Raw genomic sequence first — 17,740 nt, forward strand, 5'->3', positions numbered from 1 at the left:
ACGTCATCTGGGCACTGCTGCGCGACGGCCGCGAATTCCACCACTCACCGCCGCCCATCAGCCCTACAGCTGCTTGACACGATCATTGAGACTCCCGGGGGGTTGGGGGTCAGGCCGGTGGGGTGAAACGTCCGTCCACGGCCGTCCAGCCACCGTCGACCATGACGGTCGATCCGGTGACGTAGGCGGCCGCGTCGGAGGCCAGGAACACGACGGCTCCGGCCAGTTCGCCGGGCTGGGACCAGCGGCCGAGCGCACTTTTGGTGGCGTAGGCCCGGTACCAGCCGGGGTCGTTCTTGATCTGGTCGGTCAGCGGGGTTTCCACCACGCCGGGGGCGATCGCGTTGACGCGGACGCCGGCTTCGCCGAACTCGGCGGCCGCGGTCTTGACCAGCTGGATCGCGCCGGCCTTGGTGGCCGCGTACACCGACTGGCCGGGTTCGACGACGAACCCGCGCACCGAGGAGAAGACCACGATGCTGCCGCGGCCGCGCTCCACCATCCCCCGGCCGAACGCCTGCAGCACGGTGAAGGTCGCTTTGAGGTTGAGCGCGACGACGCGGTCGAACTCCTCGGGTGCGTAGTCGAGAATGCGCTTGCGCACGTTGGTCGCCGCGGTGAGGACCACGACGTCGAGGTCCCCGAGTTCGGCGGCGGCCCGGTGCACGGCCGCCGCGTCGGTGATGTCGAGTTCGAGCGCTTCGCCGCCGGTGTCGGCCGCGGTCGCCTTCGCGGTGAGCGGGTCCTTGTCGGCGCAGATCACCTCGGCGCCGTGGGCGGCGAGCGCGAGCGCGGCCTCGCGGCCGATCCCGCCGGCCCCGATCAGCAGCGCGCGCTTGCCGTCGAGCCGGAACAGCGTGGTGTAGTCGGTCATGGTCTCGCTCATTCCGGCCGGATCACGGCCATGCGGGTGACGGTCAGTTCTTCGATCGCGAAGCGCGGTCCCTCCCGGCCGATGCCGGAGTCCTTCACGCCGCCGTAGGGCATGATGTCGGACCGGAAACCGGGCACCTCGTTGATCACCACTCCCCCGACCTCGAGTTCCTCGATGGCGGCGAACGCCGTGGCGAGCGAGCGGGTGAACACGCTGGCGTGCAGGCCGTAGCGGGACCGGTTGACCAGGTCCAGCGCCGCCGGGAGGTCGGGCACGGACCGGATCGCCACGACGGGGGCGAAGATCTCCTCGCACCACGCGTCGGCGGTTTCCGGCACGTCGAGCAGGAGGGTCGGCTCGACGGTGCGGTCGGTCACCCGGCCGCCGTGCAGGACCTTCGCCCCGGCCTGCTCGGCCTGCTCGATCCAGTCGAGGGTGCGCCGCGTCGCCGCCTCGTTGATCAGCGGCGCCACCCGGGTCCGCGGGTCGCGCGGATCGCCGACCGTCAGCTCGCCCATGCGGGCGGTGAGCTTGCCGACGAACTCCTCGCGCACCGGCTCGCACACGATCACGCGTTGCACGGCGATGCAGGCCTGGCCGTTGAAGTAGTAGCCGCCGCGCAGCACCGCGTCCGCGGCCTTGTCGAGGTCGGCGTCGTTGTCGACCACCAGCGCCGCGTTGGAGCCCAGTTCCAGCAATACCTTCCGCGGCGCGGCGTCGCGTGCGATCCGGTGCCCGACGGCGGCGGAACCGGTGAACGACACCGCCGCCACGCGCGGATCGGTCACCAGCGTGTGCCCGACCTCGGCGTCGCCGGTGATGACCTGCACGATCTCCGGCGGCGCCCCGTGCCGGGCGGCCGCCTGCCGGACCTGGTCCGCCAGCCACAGCGCGGTCAGCGGCGTGGCGGGGGCGGGCTTGCAGATCACCGGGCAGCCCGCGGCGATGGACGGCGCGATCTTGTGGCTGGCGAGCAGGAGCGGGCCGTTGAACCCGGCGATGCCGACGACCAGGCCGATCGGGCGGCGGGTCCAGAACCCGATCATCCCCGCGCCGGAGGGCTGCAGGTCCAGCGGCACGGTTTCGCCGTGGATGCGGGCGACCTCCTCGGCGGCGGCCGACCAGGTGAAGACCGTGCGGGCGAACTCCACCTCGCAGTCGCCGCGGGTCTTGCCGGTCTCGGCGATGAGCAGGTCGACCAGCTCCGCCTCGTGCGCCCGGAGCGCGGCCTCCACGTCGAGCAGGATCGCGCGGCGGACCGCCGAGGTGAGCTTGCCGGCCGGTTTCACGGCGGCCGCACCCGCGTCGAGGGCGGCGCGGGCGTCGCCGACCGATCCGACCGGCGCGTGCGCGACCACCGATCCGTCGTAGGGGAACACCACCGGCGCGGTTCCGGCGCCGGTGACCCACCCGGGGCCGACCGGCAGTCCGGACGGGAACTCGGGCAGCGCGAAGCCCGCATGCGAACTCATCGGAAATTCTCCTCTGGACGTCGTCGTCCCAGGTCTTGCCAGCCAGGTCGGCAACACCGGCGATCGACTGCTGGTCGGACCAGCTCGTGATGCCACGAGCATGAACCAGCGCCGGTCGGCGAGTCAAGTTGTCACGAAAAAAGACGCTCTGAGCTGCACATCCTCGCACGAACCGGGTGAATGTCGATCCCCCGGGCTTGACGAGCCGGTGCCCATCGGCCAGTCTGACGGCGCTGTATCCAGCCGTCGAGCAAGGAAGGTCGGCGAGCGTTGGCCAGACGAGAGGACCGGGCGGGAGCGCCATCGCGCATCCCGCTCGTGGACGAAACGGCCGCGATCATCCGGGAGCGGATCTACACCCACCGCTACCCGACCGGGTCGTGGCTGCGGCAGGAACACCTGTCCGCCGAACTGGGTGTCAGCCGCACCCCGCTGCGCGAGGCGCTGCGCGTCCTGGAGCAGGAGGGCCTGGTCAAGGTCACCGCCGGGCAGGGCGCCCAGGTCATCACCGGTGACCTGGACACGCTGCTGGACGCCTACCAGCTGCGCGCGGTGGTGGACGGTCTCGCCGCCCGGCTGGCCGCGGAGAACAACCGGGGCGGTGGCCTGATCCGCCAGCTCCGCCGGGCCATCGAGGTGCAGCGCGCGGCGGTGGACCCGTGGGTGCCGCGCGACTACACCGACTCCAATGTGGACTTCCACGAGCACGTCATCCACCTGTCCGGCAACGACTTCGTGATCGGCCAGCTGCCGATCCTGCGGATGACCGCGCAGGTGTTCGCGCCGGTCGCGCTGGTGCGGCCGGAGAGCGCGATCCGCGCGATCGCCGAGCACACCGCCATCGCCGACGCCATCGAGGCCGGCGACGGCCAGGCGGCCGAGCGGCTCGCGCGTGCCCACATCGAAGCCACGATCACCGAACTCGAGCAGAAGAAGACATCGGCGGCCGAGGACGCGTCCTGACCCCGACGGTCCCCGTCAGCGCACAAAGGAGTGAAACGCCGGGATGCCCAGCTACTACGTGGCCTCCGACATCGGAGGCACCTTCACCGACACCGTCGTGATCGACTCGGACGGCGCCGTCGGCCGCTACAAGTCCTCGACGGTGCCCGACAACCCGGCGCAGGGGGTGCTCGACACCCTCGTGCTCGCGGCCGACGAACGCGGTGTCCCACTGGAACAGCTGCTGGCCGACGTCGAGGTGTTCGCCCACGGCACCACCGTCGCCACCAACGCGATGCTGGAGGGCCGCAGCCGCAAGGTCGGGCTCATCCAGACCCGCGGGTTCGGCGACACGCTCACGATCATGCGCGGCTTCAAGGCCACCGGCCTGGAGGAAGACGACATCAAGCGCTTCCGCACGCTGGTCAAGCAGCCTGCCGCGGTGCCGCGCCGCCTCATCGCCGAGGTCACCGAGCGCATCGACTACGCCGGCCGCGTCGTCTGCCCGCTCGACGAGGACGACGTGCGCCGCGCGGCGCGCCGCCTCCAGGAGGCGGGCGCCGAGGTGTTCGCGGTGTCCCTGCTGTGGTCGTTCGCCAACGACGTGCACGAGAAGCGCGTCGCGGAGATCATCGCCGAGGAGGCGCCCGGCGCGTCGGTCACCCTGTCCTCGGAGTTCCTGCCCCGCATCGGCGAGTACGAGCGCACGCTGACCACCGCCGTCAACGCGAGCCTGCGCCCGGTGCTGAAGACCTCGCTGGACTCGTTCGAGAGCACCCTGGCCAAGGCGGGCCTGAAGACGGGTCCGCTGCTCATGCAGTCCAACGGCGGGCTGGCGACCTTCGCCGAAGTCGAGAAGCGCGCCGCGGCCACCGTCATGTCGGGCCCGGTCGGCGGGGTGGTCGCCTCGCAGTTCGCGGGCGCGCGCAACGGGTACCGCAACATCGTCACCACCGACATGGGCGGCACGAGCTTCGACGTCGGGTTGGTCCTCGACGGGCGGCCGGTCATGTCGAACACGACGCTCATCGGCCGCGACGAACTCGCCCTGCCGTCGGTGGCGGTGCGCGCGATCGGCGCGGGGGCGGGCTCGATCGCTTCGGTCCGCAACGGCGTCCTGCAGGTCGGCCCGGAGTCGGCAGGCGCACGCCCAGGCCCGGCGTGCTACGGCCGGGGCGGCACCCGTCCCACGGTGGCCGACGCCGACCTGGTGCTGGGCTACCTGAACCCGGACAACTTCCTCGGCGGCAGGCTCACCCTGGACGTGGACAAGGCCCGCGCCGCGATCGACGAGCACGTGGCCAAGCCCGCGGGTCTGACGATCGAGCAGGCCGCGGAGGGCATCAAGACCATTGTGGACGCCCGGATGGCCGACCTGGTCCGCCAGGTCACCGTCGAGCAGGGCTACGACCCGGCCGACTTCGCCGTGTTCGCCTACGGCGGTGCCGGTCCCCTGCACGCCTTCTCCTACGGCGCCGAGCTCGGCTGCCCGCAGATCGTCGTGCCGCTCACCGCGTCGGTGCACTCCGCCTTCGGCATCGGTTGCTCCGACCTGACCATGGTCGAGGAGCTGTCCAAGCCGCTGCAGACACCGCCGGGCACCACCGACCACGCCACCGCGCTGGCGCCGGACGAGCTCAACGCCACGTTCGACGAGCTGGCCGCCCGCGCCCGGCGCGACCTGATCGCCGCGGGCGCGGCCGAGGACTCGATCACGTTCGCGAAGTTCGTGGAGATCCGGTTCCGCGCCCAGATCCACGTGCTCACCGTGCCGGTCGAGGCGGACCGGATCACCCCGGCCGACGTGAACGCCATGGTGGAGCGGTTCGTCGAGATCTACGAGGGCCGCTTCGGCAAGGGCGCCGCGTTCCTGGAAGGCGGGGTGGAGATCACCACGTTCCGGGTGGTCGCCACCAGTCCCGTCCCGCGCGCCGAGTTCGACACCGGCGCACTCGGCAAGGCGGGCGGCGCCGAACCGGGCACGCGCCGCGTGTTCTCCGGCGGCCAGTGGCGCGACGCCGCGGTCTACCGCGCCGAGCACCTGCACGACGGGCTGCGCATCGAGGGCCTCGCCATCGTCGAACTCCGCGACACCACCGTGGTGATCGGGCCAGGGCAGGACGCCGAGGTCGACCGCTTCGGCGACATCATCATCCAGAACCGCTGATCGGGAAGGAGAACAACGCATGACCACCACCGTCGACCCGGTCACCTACGAGGTCATCCGGCACAAGCTCTGGTCCATCAACTCCGAGGGCGGCACCACCGTCGAGCACGTGTCGGGCTCCCCCGTCGTGCACGCCACCGACTACAACTTCGGCATCTACACCGCCGCCGGTGAGATGGCGATCATCGGCACCTACCTGCTCACCCCCATCTACACCGGGGCGATGGCGATCGAGGTGTTCCTGGACCGCTACGACGACATCGAGCCCGGGGACGTCTTCATCATCAACGACCCGTACCTGGCCGCGATGCACCAGAACGACGTGCAGTTCTGCAAGCCGGTGTTCCGCGACGGCGAGATCGTGGCGTGGCTGGGCTGCATGGCCCACCAGGTCGACCTCGGCGGCATGGACCCGGGCAGCTGGTGCACCACCGCCACCGACGTGTTCCAGGAAGGCATCCGCATCCCGCCGGGCCGGATCGTGCGCAAGGACGTGCTGAACCAGGAGCTGTGGGACACCATCGTCCTCAACTCCCGCATGCACGACACCGTCGCCAACGACTTCCGCGCGTTCCTGGCCGGGTTGCGCGTGGCCGAGCAGCGGTTCCACGAGCTGTGTGACCGCTACGGAGCCGACGCCGTGCGCGCCACGATGGAGAAGACGCTCGACAACTCCGAGGCCGACCTGCGGGCCCTGCTCCGGGAGCTGCCGGACGGCGTGTACGAGCACACGTCCTATTTGGACCGTCCGGACGGCGAGGGCATCGAGCTGCTGCAGGTGCCGTGCCGCCTGGAGAAGACCGGTGACCGGCTGGTGTTCGACTTCTCCGCTGCGAGCCCGCAGTCGCCCGCCTACGGCATGACCACCCGCGGCGGCCTGCTCGGCGCGGTCGCGACCCTGATGCTGATCACCTTCGGGTCCGACATCCCGTGGAACCACGGCCTGATGCGGCCGGTCGAGGTCACCGCGCCGGACGGCTTGTGCGTCACGGCGGTCGAACCGATGCCGGTCTCCGGCGGCGCGGCGGGCGCGAACTGGACCGCGACCTGCTCCGCCGGTGGCGCGATCGCGAAGATGCTGTCGTTCTCCGAGAAGTACGAGGGTTACGCGTTCGGCCCGTCCGACGGGTCCTGGCAGCTCAACCAGTTCGGCGGCGTCGACCAGCACGGCGAGCCGTTCGCCTCGATGTACATGGACTCGCTGTTGTGGGGCGGCCCGGCGTTCTCCTTCCGCGACGGGGTGGACGCCGGTGGCGCGATGGTCATCCTCTCCGGCGGCGCGACCGACGTGGAGCAGCAGGAGATGCGCCACCCGCTGCTGTACCTGTGGCGCCGCATGGTGCCCGACTCGGGTGGCGCCGGGACTTTCCGCGGCGGCAACGGGATCCAGTTCGCGCTGACTCCGATCGACACGCAGGAGGTCACCGGGGTGCTCGGCACGCATGGTGTCGCGCTGCCGAACCGGACCGGCCTGTTCGGCGGTCTGCCCGGGTCCTGCGCGCGCTTCGAGCGGGTGACCGGCGCGGGCGCGCTGGACCGCCTCGGCAGCGGCGCCCCCGTCGTCGCGCTGACCGACCTCGACGGCGACCACCAGGTGCTGCCCGGTGTCGCGCCGGCCGCCCGGATCGCGTACGGCGACGTCTTCGAGTGCACTGTGCAGAACGGCGGCGGCTACGGCGATCCGCTGCTGCGTGACCCGGCGAAGGTCGCCGCCGACGTGGAATCCGGCGCGGTGACCGTCGAATCCGCCGCCCGCCTCTACGGCGTGGAACTGCGGGACGGCGAGGTCGACCAGGCGGCCACCGACGCCCGGCGGACCGAGATCCGGGAATCCCGTCGCAGCCGGATGGCCGCACCGCGCACCGAACCGGTGGCCGCGCCGGGCGAGCCCACCGGCATCTGGGGCGCGGCGCTCGTGACGCACCGGACCGCCGACGGGCTGATCGGGTCGTGCCGCCACTGCGGGCAGGTGCTCGGCGATCTGACCGGCGGGTGGGAGTCGATCGCGGGCCGGGTCGTGCTCGGCGCCGACGACCTCGGTTCCCGCGTCGAGGTCCACGACGACCTCGCGGCCGTCGCCTACGTCTGCCCGCACTGCGTCACGGCGCTGTGGGTGGACGTCGAGCCGGCCGGCGGCAAGACCTGGCGCGACTTCGCCCTGCACGACTGATCCCCCACGTCAAGGAGAAACCGCAGCACATGCGCACCCACCACCTGGCCGTCATCGGCGGCGACGGCATCGGGCCCGACGTCACCGCGGCCGCGCTCGCCGGTGTCCGGGCCGCCGCCGACCGGTACGGCTTCGCGGTCGAGACCACCGAGTTCGACCTCGGCGCCGAGGCCTACCTGCGCTCCGGCGTCGCGCTCGGCGAGGAGTCGATCGAGGCGCTCCGCGGGCACGACGCCGTCCTGCTCGGCGCGGTCGGCGACCCCCGCGTCACACCGGGCGTCCTCGAACGCGGACTGATCGTCGGGTTGCGGGTCGCGTTCGCCCAGTCGGTCAACATCCGGCCGGTGCGCCTCTACCCGGGTGTCGACAGCCCGGTCGCCGGTGTCTCGCCGGACAACTGCGACCTGGTGATCATCCGGGAGAACACCGAGGGCCTCTACACCGGCGGCGGCTCGATCTCGCACGCGGGCACGCCGAACGCGGTGGCGATCCAGAACTCGATCACCACGGTCCCGGCCACGACCGAGACGGTGGAGTTCGCGTTCCGGCTCGCCTCCGCGCGGCGCAAGCGGCTGACGTTGTGCCACAAGAAGAACATCCTGGTGCACGCCGGGCAGCTGTGGCAGGACGTGGTGGACGAGGTCGCCACCCGGTACCCGGACGTCGAGCACGACTACGTCCATGCCGACGCGATGTGCCTGCACCTGCCGATGGATCCGGGCCGGTTCGACGTGGTGGTCACCGACAACCTGTTCGGCGACATCCTCAGCGACCTCGGCGCCACCATCCAGGGCGGGCTCGGGCTCGCCGCCAGCGCCAACCACAACCCGCGTGGCACCGCGCCGAGCATGTACGAGCCGGTGCACGGCTCGGCGCCGGACATCGCGGGCAAGGGCTGGGCGAACCCGGCCGCAGCGGCGTTGTCCGCGGCGCTGTGCCTGGCCGGTCTCGGCGAGCGCGACGGGGCGCTGGCGCTGGAGGCCGCCGCGGCCTCCGTGCTGGCCGAACTGCCCGCGCTGGCCGGCCCCGGCATGGGCGGGGACACCGCCGAGATCGGGCGCCGCATCGCCGACCGGGTCACCGACGTGGACCCGGCGAAGATCGGCGACCCGGAGCGCTCCCTGATGACCGGCCTGGCCCGGCTCGCTCCCCGGTGACGGCCGGCGTGCTGCCCCGCTGACCGGGCACGCTCCCACCTCCCGGCCGGTATCCTCGGGGAATCCGCAGCGCACCGGCCGGGAGGGGTGAGGGTGGCCAGCCAGACGAGCGCGACCAACGGGCGGCTCTTCCAGCGCGTCGTCGACTACGTGCAGAACGCGATCGCCTCCGGGGAGCTCAAGCCGGGTGACCGCCTGCCGAGCGAGCGGGAACTGGTCGAGCAGTTCGGGATCGGCCGCGCCTCGGTGCGGGAGGCGCTGCGGGTGCTGGAGAACATGGACCTGGTCAAGTCCCAGCCGCGGGACCCGCGCGGGCCGTTGATCCTGCCGTTGTCGGTCGAACCGGTGCGCCGTTCGATCGCGATGCTCACCTCGGGCGGCGCGCTGGGGCTCGCCGAGCTCGTCCAGTTCCGGATGATCGCCGACGCCTCCGCGAACCTGCTCGCGGCCGCCCGCCGCACCGACGAGCAACTGCTCGCGCTGGAGCGGAACATGGCGCGGATGCGGGCGTGCATGAGCCGCGGCTACGCCGAGTTCAGCCAGGCCGACCTGGAGTTCCACGAGCTCATCGCCGAAGCCGGCGGCAACCGGCTGGTGCAGGTCTACGGCGACGTGACCCGCGAGGCGATCCTCAAGCTGATCCAGCAGACGATCCTCGACGCCGACGACCAGACGGCGCTCATGCTGCAGTCCATCCGCCACCATCGGGCGGTGTTCGCGGCCATCTCCGACCGCGACGGGCTGCTGGCGTCCCGGCTGGCGCGGGAGACCCTGTACGCCTACTACGCCGACCACGTCTCCCCCGCGGACCGCGAGATCATGGCAACGCTGGTCCGCGAATGCGGCGGCCGTCTGCCCTCCTGAACCATGTCTCGTTCAACGAGACATCCGCTCCCGGGTGAGGCCGCCGGTGGGGCAAGATGGCCCGCATGTGTCCGGCACATCGGGACGAGGGCGAGATCACCGCTCTCGGGCGGGCCGCGCTGATCCTCAAGCAGCTGCGTGGCGCGGAGCTACCGGTGAGCGCGGCGGCGGTCGCGCGGTCGACGGGGTTGCCGCGGGCCACGGCGCACCGCCTGCTGCGGGAGCTCGCGCGGGTCGGGTTGCTGGAGCGGGTGGGCACGGCGTTCCGGCCGGGGCTGCTGCTGTTCGAGCTGGGGCAACTGGTGCCGCAACCGCGCAGCCTGCACGAGGCGGCGCGCAAGCACATGGCCGTCCTGCACGAGGCGACCGGGCACAACGTCGGCCTCGCGGTCGAGCAGGACGGCGAGGTCGTGCACGTCGAGATCCTGCGGGGCGAGCGCGCGCCCCGGCTCCCGCTGCGCACCGGAGGCCGCTGGCCGGCTCACGCGAGCTGCTCGGGCAAGGTGATGCTCGCGTTCGGGCCGGCCGCCCACGTCGACCGGACGCTGGCCAAGCCGCTGAAACGGCTCACCCCACGAACGATCACCGACCCGGAGGCGCTGCGGACCGAGCTGGAGCGGGTCCGCCGCGCGCGGGTGGCCTTCGACCGGCAGGAGTCCTTCCGCGACGTGACGGGCGTGGCCTCACCGGTGTTCGGCCCGGACGGTACGGTGCTGGCCGCGCTGTCGATCTCCGGGATGGCCGGGCGGATCAACCTGTCCCGCGTGGACGCCGCCGTGCGCACCACCGCACTGGCCATCACCCGGGAACTCGCGATGGCCGAGTCGGTGGTGCGCCCCGTGCTGGCCCCACGCCGCTAACGACGGCCCACGCGCCACCGCCATGGGCCGCGCGGCCGACCTCCGGGCCCGCCGGGCGAGTCAACCTCTCCCGCGCCGTCGCCGCATTGCGCACCACCGCACTGGCCATCACACGAGAACTCGCGATGGCCGAGTCGGTGGTGCGCCCCGTGCTGGCCCCGCGCCACTGACCACGGCCCGCGAGGTGCCGGCGGCCTCGGCTGGATCAACCCAACGCGCGGCCGCACGGGCAACAATCTCAACGGCTAACCGCGGCCCAGGAACGGCATCGTGGTCGCCGTCAGGGTGAGGAACTGGACGTTCGCCTCCAGCGGGAGCCCGGCCATGTAGCGGACGGCGTCGGCGACGTGCGCGGCGTCGAACGTCGGTTCCGGGCGCAGTGTTCCGTCCGCCTGGCGCGTGCCTGCCGCGATGCCCGTGGTCATCTCGGTCGCCGCGTTGCCGATGTCGATCTGTCCACACGCGATTCGGTACGGCCTGCCGTCCAGCGACAGCGACTTCGTCAGCCCCGTCATGGCGTGCTTCGTCGCCGTGTAGGCGATGCTGCCCGGACGGGGGCTGTGCGCGGACACCGAACCGTTGTTGATGATCCGGCCACCACCCGGGTCCTGGCGGCGCATGACGGCGAACGCCGCCCGCGCGCACAGGAACGCGCCGGTCAGGTTGGTCTCCACACACGAGCGCCACTCGCCGACGGGGATCTCGTCGGGCGCACCCGCCGGGCCGAACACGCCCGCGTTGTTGACCAGCAGGTCGACCCGCCCCCACGCGGCCGTGACCCGGTCGAACAATTCGCCGACGGAGTCCGGGTCGGACACGTCGGTGGGCACGGCGAGACCCTCCGGGGCCGTTTCCGCCAACGCGCGAGCCCGCCGTCCGGCCAGCGCGACCCGGTAGCCGTCGGCGATCAGCGCCCTGGCGATCACCCGCCCCAGGCCGCTGCCCGCCCCCGTGACCACGGCGACCGGCGCACTCATGCCGCCTCCCCCAGGCCGAGGAGCGCGCGGGCCTGCGCCGGTGTCGCGGGCTCGCACCCGTGGTCCCGGATGACCTCGACCACGCGCTCGACCTGCTCCAGGTTGGTCATCGGCCTGCCGTCGGCGTCGAACGGGCTGTCCTCGATGCCGACGCGGACGTGCCCGCCGAGTTCGAGCGCCTGCACCAGCCCGGGCAGCGGGTCCGGCCCGCACACGGTCGCGGTGAACACCGCCCCCGCCGGCAGCAGGTCGACCAGGCCACGCAGCACCCCGGGCGTGTACGGCAGCGCGTTCTGGAACGCCTCATGCTGGTTGAGCACGAAGTTCACCACGTGCGGTGGCCGGTCGAACTCGATCAGCTCGGGCATGTCCACCAGCAGGTGCGCGGGGTTGAACACCTCCCACTCGGGTTTGGCCCCGGCCGCCCGGAACGCCGCCGCCAGCTGACGGGCGAACCAGCGCGGCGTGCTCATCAGGGTCTCGCCGTCCGGGCCGCGCACGTACGCGGTGATGGTGTCCAGCGTGCACGTGTCGGCCCCGGCGCCGGCCCCGGCCAGCCGCTGCCCGTGGTCGACAACGGCGCCGTAGGCGGTGTCGCGCACCATGTCGCCGTTGAGCCCGCCCCCGGTCGAGTTGTTGACGACGACGTCGCAACGCCGCCGCACCAGCTCGTTGATCTCCCGGTACACGGCCGGATCGCAGGTGGCCGCGTGGTCCGGGCGGCGCGCGTGCAGCGCCGCCACGCTCGCACCCGCCGCGGCGCAGCGCGCCACGTCCTCGGCGATCTGCCCGGGCTGGGTCGGCACGTGCGGGTGCTGCGCGGGGGTCAGCATCCCGCCGGTCGGGGCGACAGTGACGATCACCGGACGTCCGGGCACGCCGCCACCTCCTCGAGCAGGCGGGTGATCGCGGTCCGCACCGGCTCTCCGACGCGGAGCCCCGCCCGGCGCCCGGCTTCGTTGACGTGCGTCAGCACCCCGTTGTCCCACATGTCGCGGCCGTCGCTGATGCGCGCGGTCAGGTGGCCGACCGCCGCGCCCGGCACGCCCGCCTCGTCCATGACCGCGAGTCCCGCGATGCCGGCGTCGTCCTTGCCGCGCCCGGCGTCGTTGAACACCGCGCACGCGCACCCGCTCAGCACCGCGATCCGCCCCGACTCGACCCCGCCGTTGGACGCGGCCACGATGATCTGGCCGCGGTCGGCGTGCTCGGCCTGGGACATGCTGTCCAGCAGGACCACGCGGCGGTCCCCCCGCTCGGCCACCGTCGTCCTCAGCACGGCGCACCGCCCGTCGCCAGCCTGGTGAACGCCGCGGACAGCGGTTCCCCGACCCGGATGCCCGCCTCGCGCGCCGACCGGTTGACGTAGCTGATGATCCCGTTGGCCCAGGTGTCGTGCCCGTCCCCGATCCGGGCGGTGTCGTGGCCGACGGCGACACCGACGACGCCGTCCAGCGCCGCCAGCCCTGCCACCCCGGCCTCGTCCTTGCCGATCCCGGCGTCGTTGCAGGCCACCGCGGCCACCCCGCACCGGCGCGCGTACTCGCCCGCGCTGGCGCCGCCGTGGGATCCGGTCACGATGGCCTGCCCGGCGTGCTCGCTGGTGGCGAAGGCAATGGAGTCCATCACCGCCACCGACAGCCCGCCGTGCCGCAAGACCGTGCTGACAGGTCCACTGTGGTCATCGACCACGCGCATGGAATCAGCTCCTTTCCGGGGTTGCGACGCCGAGGATCCGCCGGGCGTCGCCGGGGGTCGCGATCGCGCGCCCGGCCTTGCGGGCGACAGCGGCGACGTGTTCGACGAGTTCGGCGTTGGTGGGACAGCCGCGTGCGGTGTGCGGGTGGTCCCCGAGGCCGACGGCGATGTGCCCGCCGACCCGCACGATCTCCTCGGCCAGTTCGAGGACGTCGGCGCGGTGCGCGGACACGATCCAGGCCAGGCCGTCGTGCCGCGGCAGGAACTCCAGGTGCGCGCGCAGGCCGGCCACCGTCGCGGGGTGGGCGGGGAGGAACTCCGGCCCGCCGAGCACGAACTGCAGCACCGCAGGTCCCGGCACTTCACCCGCGGCCAGGTGCGCGGCGATCGTCCTGGTCCAGCCGACGGTGAACGACGCCAGCCACGGCGTCAGGCCGTGCCGCCGGGCGCAGGCGAACATCGCGCGGTGGGTCGCGGTGTCGTTGACGAACACCTTGTCCTCGCTGCGGAACCGGGCGTGCGCCGGGTCCCACAGGTCCATGATCGCGCAGCCCATGTCCATGGTCAGGAAGTCCGGTCGCGCCGACGGGTCCCCGGCCGTCTCGGTGACCGGCGCGAGCCTGCGCTCCAGCGGGAAACCCGGGCCGTTGGCCAGCGACGGGGCGAGCAGGACGTCGCAGCGTTGCCGGATCAGCCGGTTCGTCTCGGCGTAGCGCCCGGCGCTGTGGTCGGGCGCCCCGTCGCCGGTCCGCGCGTGGTAGTGCACGGCCGTCGCCCCGGCCGAGGCGCAGGCCGCGACGTCACGGGCGATCTCCTCGGGGGTCCACGGGACGTGCGGGTTGTCCTGCCGCATCATGTTCTCGTTCGGGTTGACCCCGATCACCAGCGGTGTCATGCATCCTCTCTCGTTCGCCAGCCGGGTCCGGCCGTCTGCCCGCCGTCCACGCACCAGGTCTGGCCGGTGACGAACGCCGATTCGCCCCCGGCGAGGAACGCGATCACCGCCGCGACCTCCTCGGCCCGCGCGTAGCGGCCGAGCGGGATCGCGGCCAGCACCGCGTCGCGGACGGCCGGGGGTTGCGCCACCTTCACCAGCGGCGTGTCGGTGGCGCCCGGCGCGACGCAGTTCGCGCGGATGCCGGCTGGACCGAGTTCGGCGGCCAGCACCTGGGTCAGTGCGATCACCCCGCCCTTCGACGCGGCGTAAGCCGCCCGCTGCTCGCCACCGCGCAGGCCCGACACCGAGGAGATGGTGACCAGCGAACCGCCGTTGCCGCGGCGCAGCATCCGCCGGGCCGCGGCGCGGCAGACGAGGAACGTGCCGGTCAGGTTGACCTCCAGCGAGTGCCGGAAGTCGGCCGCGGACGTCTCGGCCGCCGCGGCGTTGCGGACGACCCCGGCGCAGGTGACGACGGCGCCGAGACCGTCGCCGAGCTCGTCGGCGACGGCGGCGATCCGGCCGGCCTGGTCCTCGTCGGTGACGTCCGCGGTCACCGGCACGATGCGGTCGTCCGCGGGCAGTTGGGCGAGCGCCGCGGCGTCGCGGTCGGCAGCCACGACGTGCCAGCCGTCGCGGTGCAGGCGGTGAACGGTCGCCAGACCGATCCCCGAGGCTCCCCCGGTGACCACGGCGGACCTCACGACGCCCCGCCCAGCAGCGAGCGCATGTCCCGCACCGGCTCGGCGCCGTCCCAGCCCTCGGCCGCGGCCGCGATCGCGCGGAACAACCGGCCCTTGGCGCCGCGGGTCTCGGACAGCTCGATCATCGTGCCCGGGTGGTGCTCGGCGGCGAAGTACACGAAGCGCTCGTCCGGCGCCCCGCTGCCGGAACACCCCTCCTGCAGGACGGTGAGGCCACGACAGGCCGCCTCGCGCATCGCCGCGTCGAACTCGTCGGTCCAGAACGCGATGTGCTGCAAGCCTTCCCGCCCCGAGCGCAGGAACTCGCCGAAGGCGGACGGCGCGTCGTCCAGCGGCTGGATCAGCTCGATCTGGATGCCGCCGCTCTGGGCTAGTGCGACGCTGATCCGGGCTGCGCTGGGCTCGCCGCGGAAGCGGAAGCCGTTGAGCGGCTGGTCGTCGATGACGAAGAACGGGCCGACGCCGATCACCTCGGTCCAGTGCCGCACCGCCCGCCGCAGGTCCGGCACGACGTAACCGTTCTGGCGGATCGGGCCGAACGCGCCGCTCATCGGGTCACCGCCCGGTTGTTCAGCCGCTTGAGGCCGAGGATCACCAGCGCGGCCACCGCCATCGCGGCGCCGAACGAGCCGATCGCGAGACCGTAGCCGCCGGTGGCGTCCTTGAGCAGCCCGGCGACCTGCGGTCCGAAGTAGCCGCCGAGGTTGCCGAGTCCGTTGATCACGCCGAAGCCGGCCGCGAGCGCGGCGCCGGTGAGGAAGCTCGCCGGGATGGTGATGAAGACGCCCATCGCGGTGTAGAGGCCGATGCCCGCGACGCAGAACCCGGCGATCGCGACGGCGGGGGTGGCGAGCGACAGCGCGGCGATGGCGAACCCGGCGGCGGCCACGAGCGCGGCGACGCAGAAGTGCAGGCCGCGCTCCCGCGTCCGGTCGGAGTGCCGCATCCACCACAGCATCGGGCCGATCGCCAGCAGCGGCGGCAGCGCGGCGACCCAGCCCACGGCGTGCGTGCCGAGGCCGAAGCTCTTGAGCATCTGCGCGATCCACAGCTGGTAGCCGTTGAGGCTGAACGTCACGCAGACGAACACCACCACCAGCAACAGCACACGCGGCTCGGCGAGGCCGCGGCGGAACGCGCCCGGGCCGTGCCCGACCGCGCCCTTCGCCTCGTCCGCGAGCACATTCGTCAGCCAGTCCCGCTCCGGGGCGGACAGGAACCCGGCCTCGGCGGGAGTGTCCCGCAGCCGCCTGAGGCACACGAACGCCAGAACCACCGCGGGGATCCCGGTCAGGATGAAGATCCACCGCCAGCCGGACAGGCCGAGGAAGCCGTGCAGGCCCAGCAGGTGGGTCATCAGCGGGGTGCCCAGGCCGGAGACGCAGATGAACGTGACGATCCACGACATCGCCGCGCCGCGGCGGGCGTTGGGGTACCAGCGGGAGACGAAGTACAGCATGCCCGGGGAGAAGCCCGCCTCGGCGACGCCGAGCAGCACCCGCATGATCGTCAGGCTGGTCTCGCCCTGCACGAACCCCGTGCCGATGGTGACCAGTCCCCAGGTGACCATGATGCGGGAGATCCACTTGCGAGCGCCCACCTTGGACAGCACCCAGTTGCTGGGCGGTTCCAGGAGCGTGTAGCTCCAGAAGTAGACACCGGCCGCGAACCCGTACGCGGTCGCGGAAATGCCGAGGTCGCTGTTCATCGTCAGCGCCGCGACGCCGATGTTGAGCCGGTCCAGGTACAGCACGATGTAGCACAGACCGATCAGCGGGAGGAAGTGCCGCGTGACCTTGCGCAGCACGGCGTCGCCGTCCACCGGGGACACCGGTGACGATCCGGGGGCCACGTTGCCGGTCCGGTTGTGTCCGAGCACAGTATCCACCTCGATACATGCCGCAGGAGTGGTTGAGCGCGCGCAGCGGTCATCATGAGCGTCCCCGCCGCACGGCTCAACGGCCCTGGCTCATTGATCGAGACACCGGCCGGAAGCGAGCACGATCACAACCCGCGGCTTGACCCTTCCACTAGTGGCAACGTTGCACCCTGGCCGCATGAGCCTGGAACTCTTCGACTACCAGCCGATCACCGAGCGGGAGCCGATCGCCTGGCCGAACGGGGCCCGCCTCGCGTTCTACGTCGGTCTCAACATCGAGCACTTCCACGTCGACAAGCCGTCCACCAGCATCTGGGCGTCCACGAACACGCTGGTGCCCGACGCGCTCAACCACGGGTGGCGCGACTACGGCCTGCGCGTCGGCATCTGGCGGGTCATCGACATCCTGGACCGGCACGGGATCCGCGCGTCGGCGCTGCTCAACTCCGAGGTCGCGCAGCACTACCCCCAGGTGATCGAGGCAGGCCGGGCCCGCGACTGGGCCTGGCTCGTGCACGGCCAGACCAACTCGCGGCTGCACGCGAACCTCGGCGCCGACGAGGAACGCGAGATCCTCACCGACGCGGTCACCACCATCGAGAAGGCGACCGGCCGGCGGCCGAAGGGCTGGATGGGCCCCGGCCTCACCGAAACCTTCGACACGCCACGGCTGCTCGCCGAACTCGGCCTGAGCTACGTGCTCGACTGGACCAACGACGACCAGCCGTACCGGCTGAACGTGCCCGGCATGCTGAGCGTGCCCTACACGGTCGAGGTCAACGACCTGCTCATGTTCATCACCCGGGGGTTCACCGGCCCCGAGGTGCTGCAGATCGTCAAGGACCAGTTCGACCAGCTCTACGCCGACTCCGCGAGCGGCGGCCGCGTCATGGCGCTCCCGCTGCACCCGTTCGTCATCGGCCAGCCGTTCCGCGCCCGCTACCTCGACGAGGCGCTGGCCTACATCGCGAGCCACGACGACGTCTGGCTCACCACCAGCGACGAGATCGCCGAGCACTACGCCCGCACGACCGCCTGA

At 72.2% G+C, this 17,740-nt stretch carries 17 protein-coding genes; 7 read left to right on the top strand and 10 right to left on the bottom strand.

The genetic code is table 11. The annotated features are described in order from the left end of the window. Positions 1 to 109: 109 nt before the first annotated feature. Together ABZ215_RS02490 and ABZ215_RS02495 are read right to left on the bottom strand one after the other, a co-directional pair. Positions 110 to 886 (bottom strand): SDR family NAD(P)-dependent oxidoreductase, encoded by a 777-nt coding sequence (locus ABZ215_RS02490; protein WP_354947200.1) that lies wholly within the window; start codon positions 884 to 886, stop codon positions 110 to 112. Then, a complete protein-coding gene (locus ABZ215_RS02495; protein ID WP_354947202.1) occupies positions 883 to 2,346 on the bottom strand; it encodes an aldehyde dehydrogenase family protein in 1,464 nt (487 codons plus the stop codon). Before ABZ215_RS02495 ends, ABZ215_RS02490 begins: the two co-directional genes overlap by 4 nt. 318 nt (positions 2,347 to 2,664) lie before the next feature. Here ABZ215_RS02495 and ABZ215_RS02500 point away from each other — a divergent pair, with 318 nt between their 5' ends. The 6 genes from ABZ215_RS02500 to ABZ215_RS02525 all read left to right on the top strand — a co-directional run bounded on the left by ABZ215_RS02500 (position 2,665) and on the right by ABZ215_RS02525 (position 10,506). Further along, complete coding sequence (locus ABZ215_RS02500; protein WP_354947204.1) at positions 2,665 to 3,309, top strand: GntR family transcriptional regulator; 645 nt, start codon at positions 2,665 to 2,667, stop codon at positions 3,307 to 3,309. Between the two features lie 43 nt (positions 3,310 to 3,352). Next, on the top strand, positions 3,353 to 5,455 hold the full coding sequence (locus ABZ215_RS02505) for a hydantoinase/oxoprolinase family protein (protein ID WP_354947206.1): 2,103 nt from the start codon (positions 3,353 to 3,355) through the stop codon (positions 5,453 to 5,455). Between the two features lie 19 nt (positions 5,456 to 5,474). Then, complete coding sequence (locus ABZ215_RS02510; protein ID WP_354947208.1) at positions 5,475 to 7,625, top strand: hydantoinase B/oxoprolinase family protein; 2,151 nt, start codon at positions 5,475 to 5,477, stop codon at positions 7,623 to 7,625. 29 nt (positions 7,626 to 7,654) lie between these two features. After that, complete coding sequence (locus ABZ215_RS02515; protein ID WP_354947210.1) at positions 7,655 to 8,782, top strand: 3-isopropylmalate dehydrogenase; 1,128 nt, start codon at positions 7,655 to 7,657, stop codon at positions 8,780 to 8,782. Between the two features lie 93 nt (positions 8,783 to 8,875). Further along, on the top strand, positions 8,876 to 9,646 hold the full coding sequence (locus tag ABZ215_RS02520; protein WP_237335511.1) for a GntR family transcriptional regulator: 771 nt from the start codon (positions 8,876 to 8,878) through the stop codon (positions 9,644 to 9,646). A gap of 65 nt (positions 9,647 to 9,711) precedes the next feature. Continuing rightward, entirely contained in the window at positions 9,712 to 10,506 is a 795-nt protein-coding gene (locus ABZ215_RS02525) for an IclR family transcriptional regulator (RefSeq protein ID WP_354947212.1), read from the top strand. A gap of 245 nt (positions 10,507 to 10,751) precedes the next feature. Here the strand turns inward: ABZ215_RS02525 and ABZ215_RS02530 are convergent, their stop codons facing one another. The 8 genes from ABZ215_RS02530 to ABZ215_RS02565 are packed head-to-tail and all read right to left on the bottom strand — an operon-like array spanning position 10,752 to position 16,701. Next, positions 10,752 to 11,483, bottom strand: a complete 732-nt coding sequence (locus tag ABZ215_RS02530; protein ID WP_354947214.1) for an SDR family oxidoreductase — start codon at positions 11,481 to 11,483, stop codon at positions 10,752 to 10,754. Further along, positions 11,480 to 12,361, bottom strand: a complete 882-nt coding sequence (locus tag ABZ215_RS02535) for a 3-keto-5-aminohexanoate cleavage protein (protein WP_354947216.1) — start codon at positions 12,359 to 12,361, stop codon at positions 11,480 to 11,482. The genes ABZ215_RS02530 and ABZ215_RS02535 overlap by 4 nt, the downstream gene beginning before the upstream one ends. Continuing rightward, positions 12,343 to 12,762 (bottom strand): hypothetical protein, encoded by a 420-nt coding sequence (locus ABZ215_RS02540; protein WP_354947218.1) that lies wholly within the window; start codon positions 12,760 to 12,762, stop codon positions 12,343 to 12,345. The genes ABZ215_RS02535 and ABZ215_RS02540 overlap by 19 nt, the downstream gene beginning before the upstream one ends. Next, on the bottom strand, positions 12,756 to 13,181 hold the full coding sequence (locus ABZ215_RS02545) for a hypothetical protein (RefSeq protein WP_354947220.1): 426 nt from the start codon (positions 13,179 to 13,181) through the stop codon (positions 12,756 to 12,758). Before ABZ215_RS02545 ends, ABZ215_RS02540 begins: the two co-directional genes overlap by 7 nt. Before the next feature lie 4 nt (positions 13,182 to 13,185). Next, the gene (locus ABZ215_RS02550; RefSeq protein ID WP_354947222.1) at positions 13,186 to 14,076 is read right to left on the bottom strand and encodes a 3-keto-5-aminohexanoate cleavage protein; all 891 of its coding nucleotides are present in this window, start codon (positions 14,074 to 14,076) and stop codon (positions 13,186 to 13,188) included. Then, positions 14,073 to 14,822, bottom strand: a complete 750-nt coding sequence (locus ABZ215_RS02555) for an SDR family NAD(P)-dependent oxidoreductase (protein ID WP_354947224.1) — start codon at positions 14,820 to 14,822, stop codon at positions 14,073 to 14,075. Before ABZ215_RS02555 ends, ABZ215_RS02550 begins: the two co-directional genes overlap by 4 nt. Next, positions 14,819 to 15,373, bottom strand: coding sequence for a VOC family protein (locus ABZ215_RS02560; RefSeq protein WP_354947226.1), 555 nt, complete (start codon positions 15,371 to 15,373; stop codon positions 14,819 to 14,821). The genes ABZ215_RS02555 and ABZ215_RS02560 overlap by 4 nt, the downstream gene beginning before the upstream one ends. Next, entirely contained in the window at positions 15,370 to 16,701 is a 1,332-nt protein-coding gene (locus ABZ215_RS02565) for an MFS transporter (protein WP_354947228.1), read from the bottom strand. The genes ABZ215_RS02560 and ABZ215_RS02565 overlap by 4 nt, the downstream gene beginning before the upstream one ends. Positions 16,702 to 16,879: 178 nt before the next feature. Between ABZ215_RS02565 and ABZ215_RS02570 the strand changes: the two genes are divergently transcribed. Then, positions 16,880 to 17,740 carry a polysaccharide deacetylase family protein gene (locus tag ABZ215_RS02570; RefSeq protein WP_354947230.1) on the top strand — a complete coding sequence of 287 codons (861 nt, stop codon included), beginning with the start codon at positions 16,880 to 16,882 and terminating at the stop codon, positions 17,738 to 17,740.

Source organism: Amycolatopsis sp. NPDC006131 (assembly GCF_040614175.1).
Taxonomy (GTDB): Bacteria; Actinomycetota; Actinomycetes; order Mycobacteriales; family Pseudonocardiaceae; genus Amycolatopsis_E; species Amycolatopsis_E tucumanensis.

Coding starts and splice junctions, on each gene's coding strand:
- ABZ215_RS02505 (WP_354947206.1), top strand. CDS start 3,353: ATGCCCAGCTACTACGTGGCCTCCGACATCGGAGGCACCTTCACCGAC.
- ABZ215_RS02510 (WP_354947208.1), top strand. CDS start 5,475: ATGACCACCACCGTCGACCCGGTCACCTACGAGGTCATCCGGCACAAG.
- ABZ215_RS02545 (WP_354947220.1), bottom strand. CDS start 13,181: ATGCGCGTGGTCGATGACCACAGTGGACCTGTCAGCACGGTCTTGCGG.
- ABZ215_RS02560 (WP_354947226.1), bottom strand. CDS start 15,373: ATGAGCGGCGCGTTCGGCCCGATCCGCCAGAACGGTTACGTCGTGCCG.
- ABZ215_RS02530 (WP_354947214.1), bottom strand. CDS start 11,483: ATGAGTGCGCCGGTCGCCGTGGTCACGGGGGCGGGCAGCGGCCTGGGG.
- ABZ215_RS02525 (WP_354947212.1), top strand. CDS start 9,712: ATGTGTCCGGCACATCGGGACGAGGGCGAGATCACCGCTCTCGGGCGG.
- ABZ215_RS02515 (WP_354947210.1), top strand. CDS start 7,655: ATGCGCACCCACCACCTGGCCGTCATCGGCGGCGACGGCATCGGGCCC.
- ABZ215_RS02490 (WP_354947200.1), bottom strand. CDS start 886: ATGAGCGAGACCATGACCGACTACACCACGCTGTTCCGGCTCGACGGC.
- ABZ215_RS02550 (WP_354947222.1), bottom strand. CDS start 14,076: ATGACACCGCTGGTGATCGGGGTCAACCCGAACGAGAACATGATGCGG.
- ABZ215_RS02495 (WP_354947202.1), bottom strand. CDS start 2,346: ATGAGTTCGCATGCGGGCTTCGCGCTGCCCGAGTTCCCGTCCGGACTG.
- ABZ215_RS02570 (WP_354947230.1), top strand. CDS start 16,880: ATGAGCCTGGAACTCTTCGACTACCAGCCGATCACCGAGCGGGAGCCG.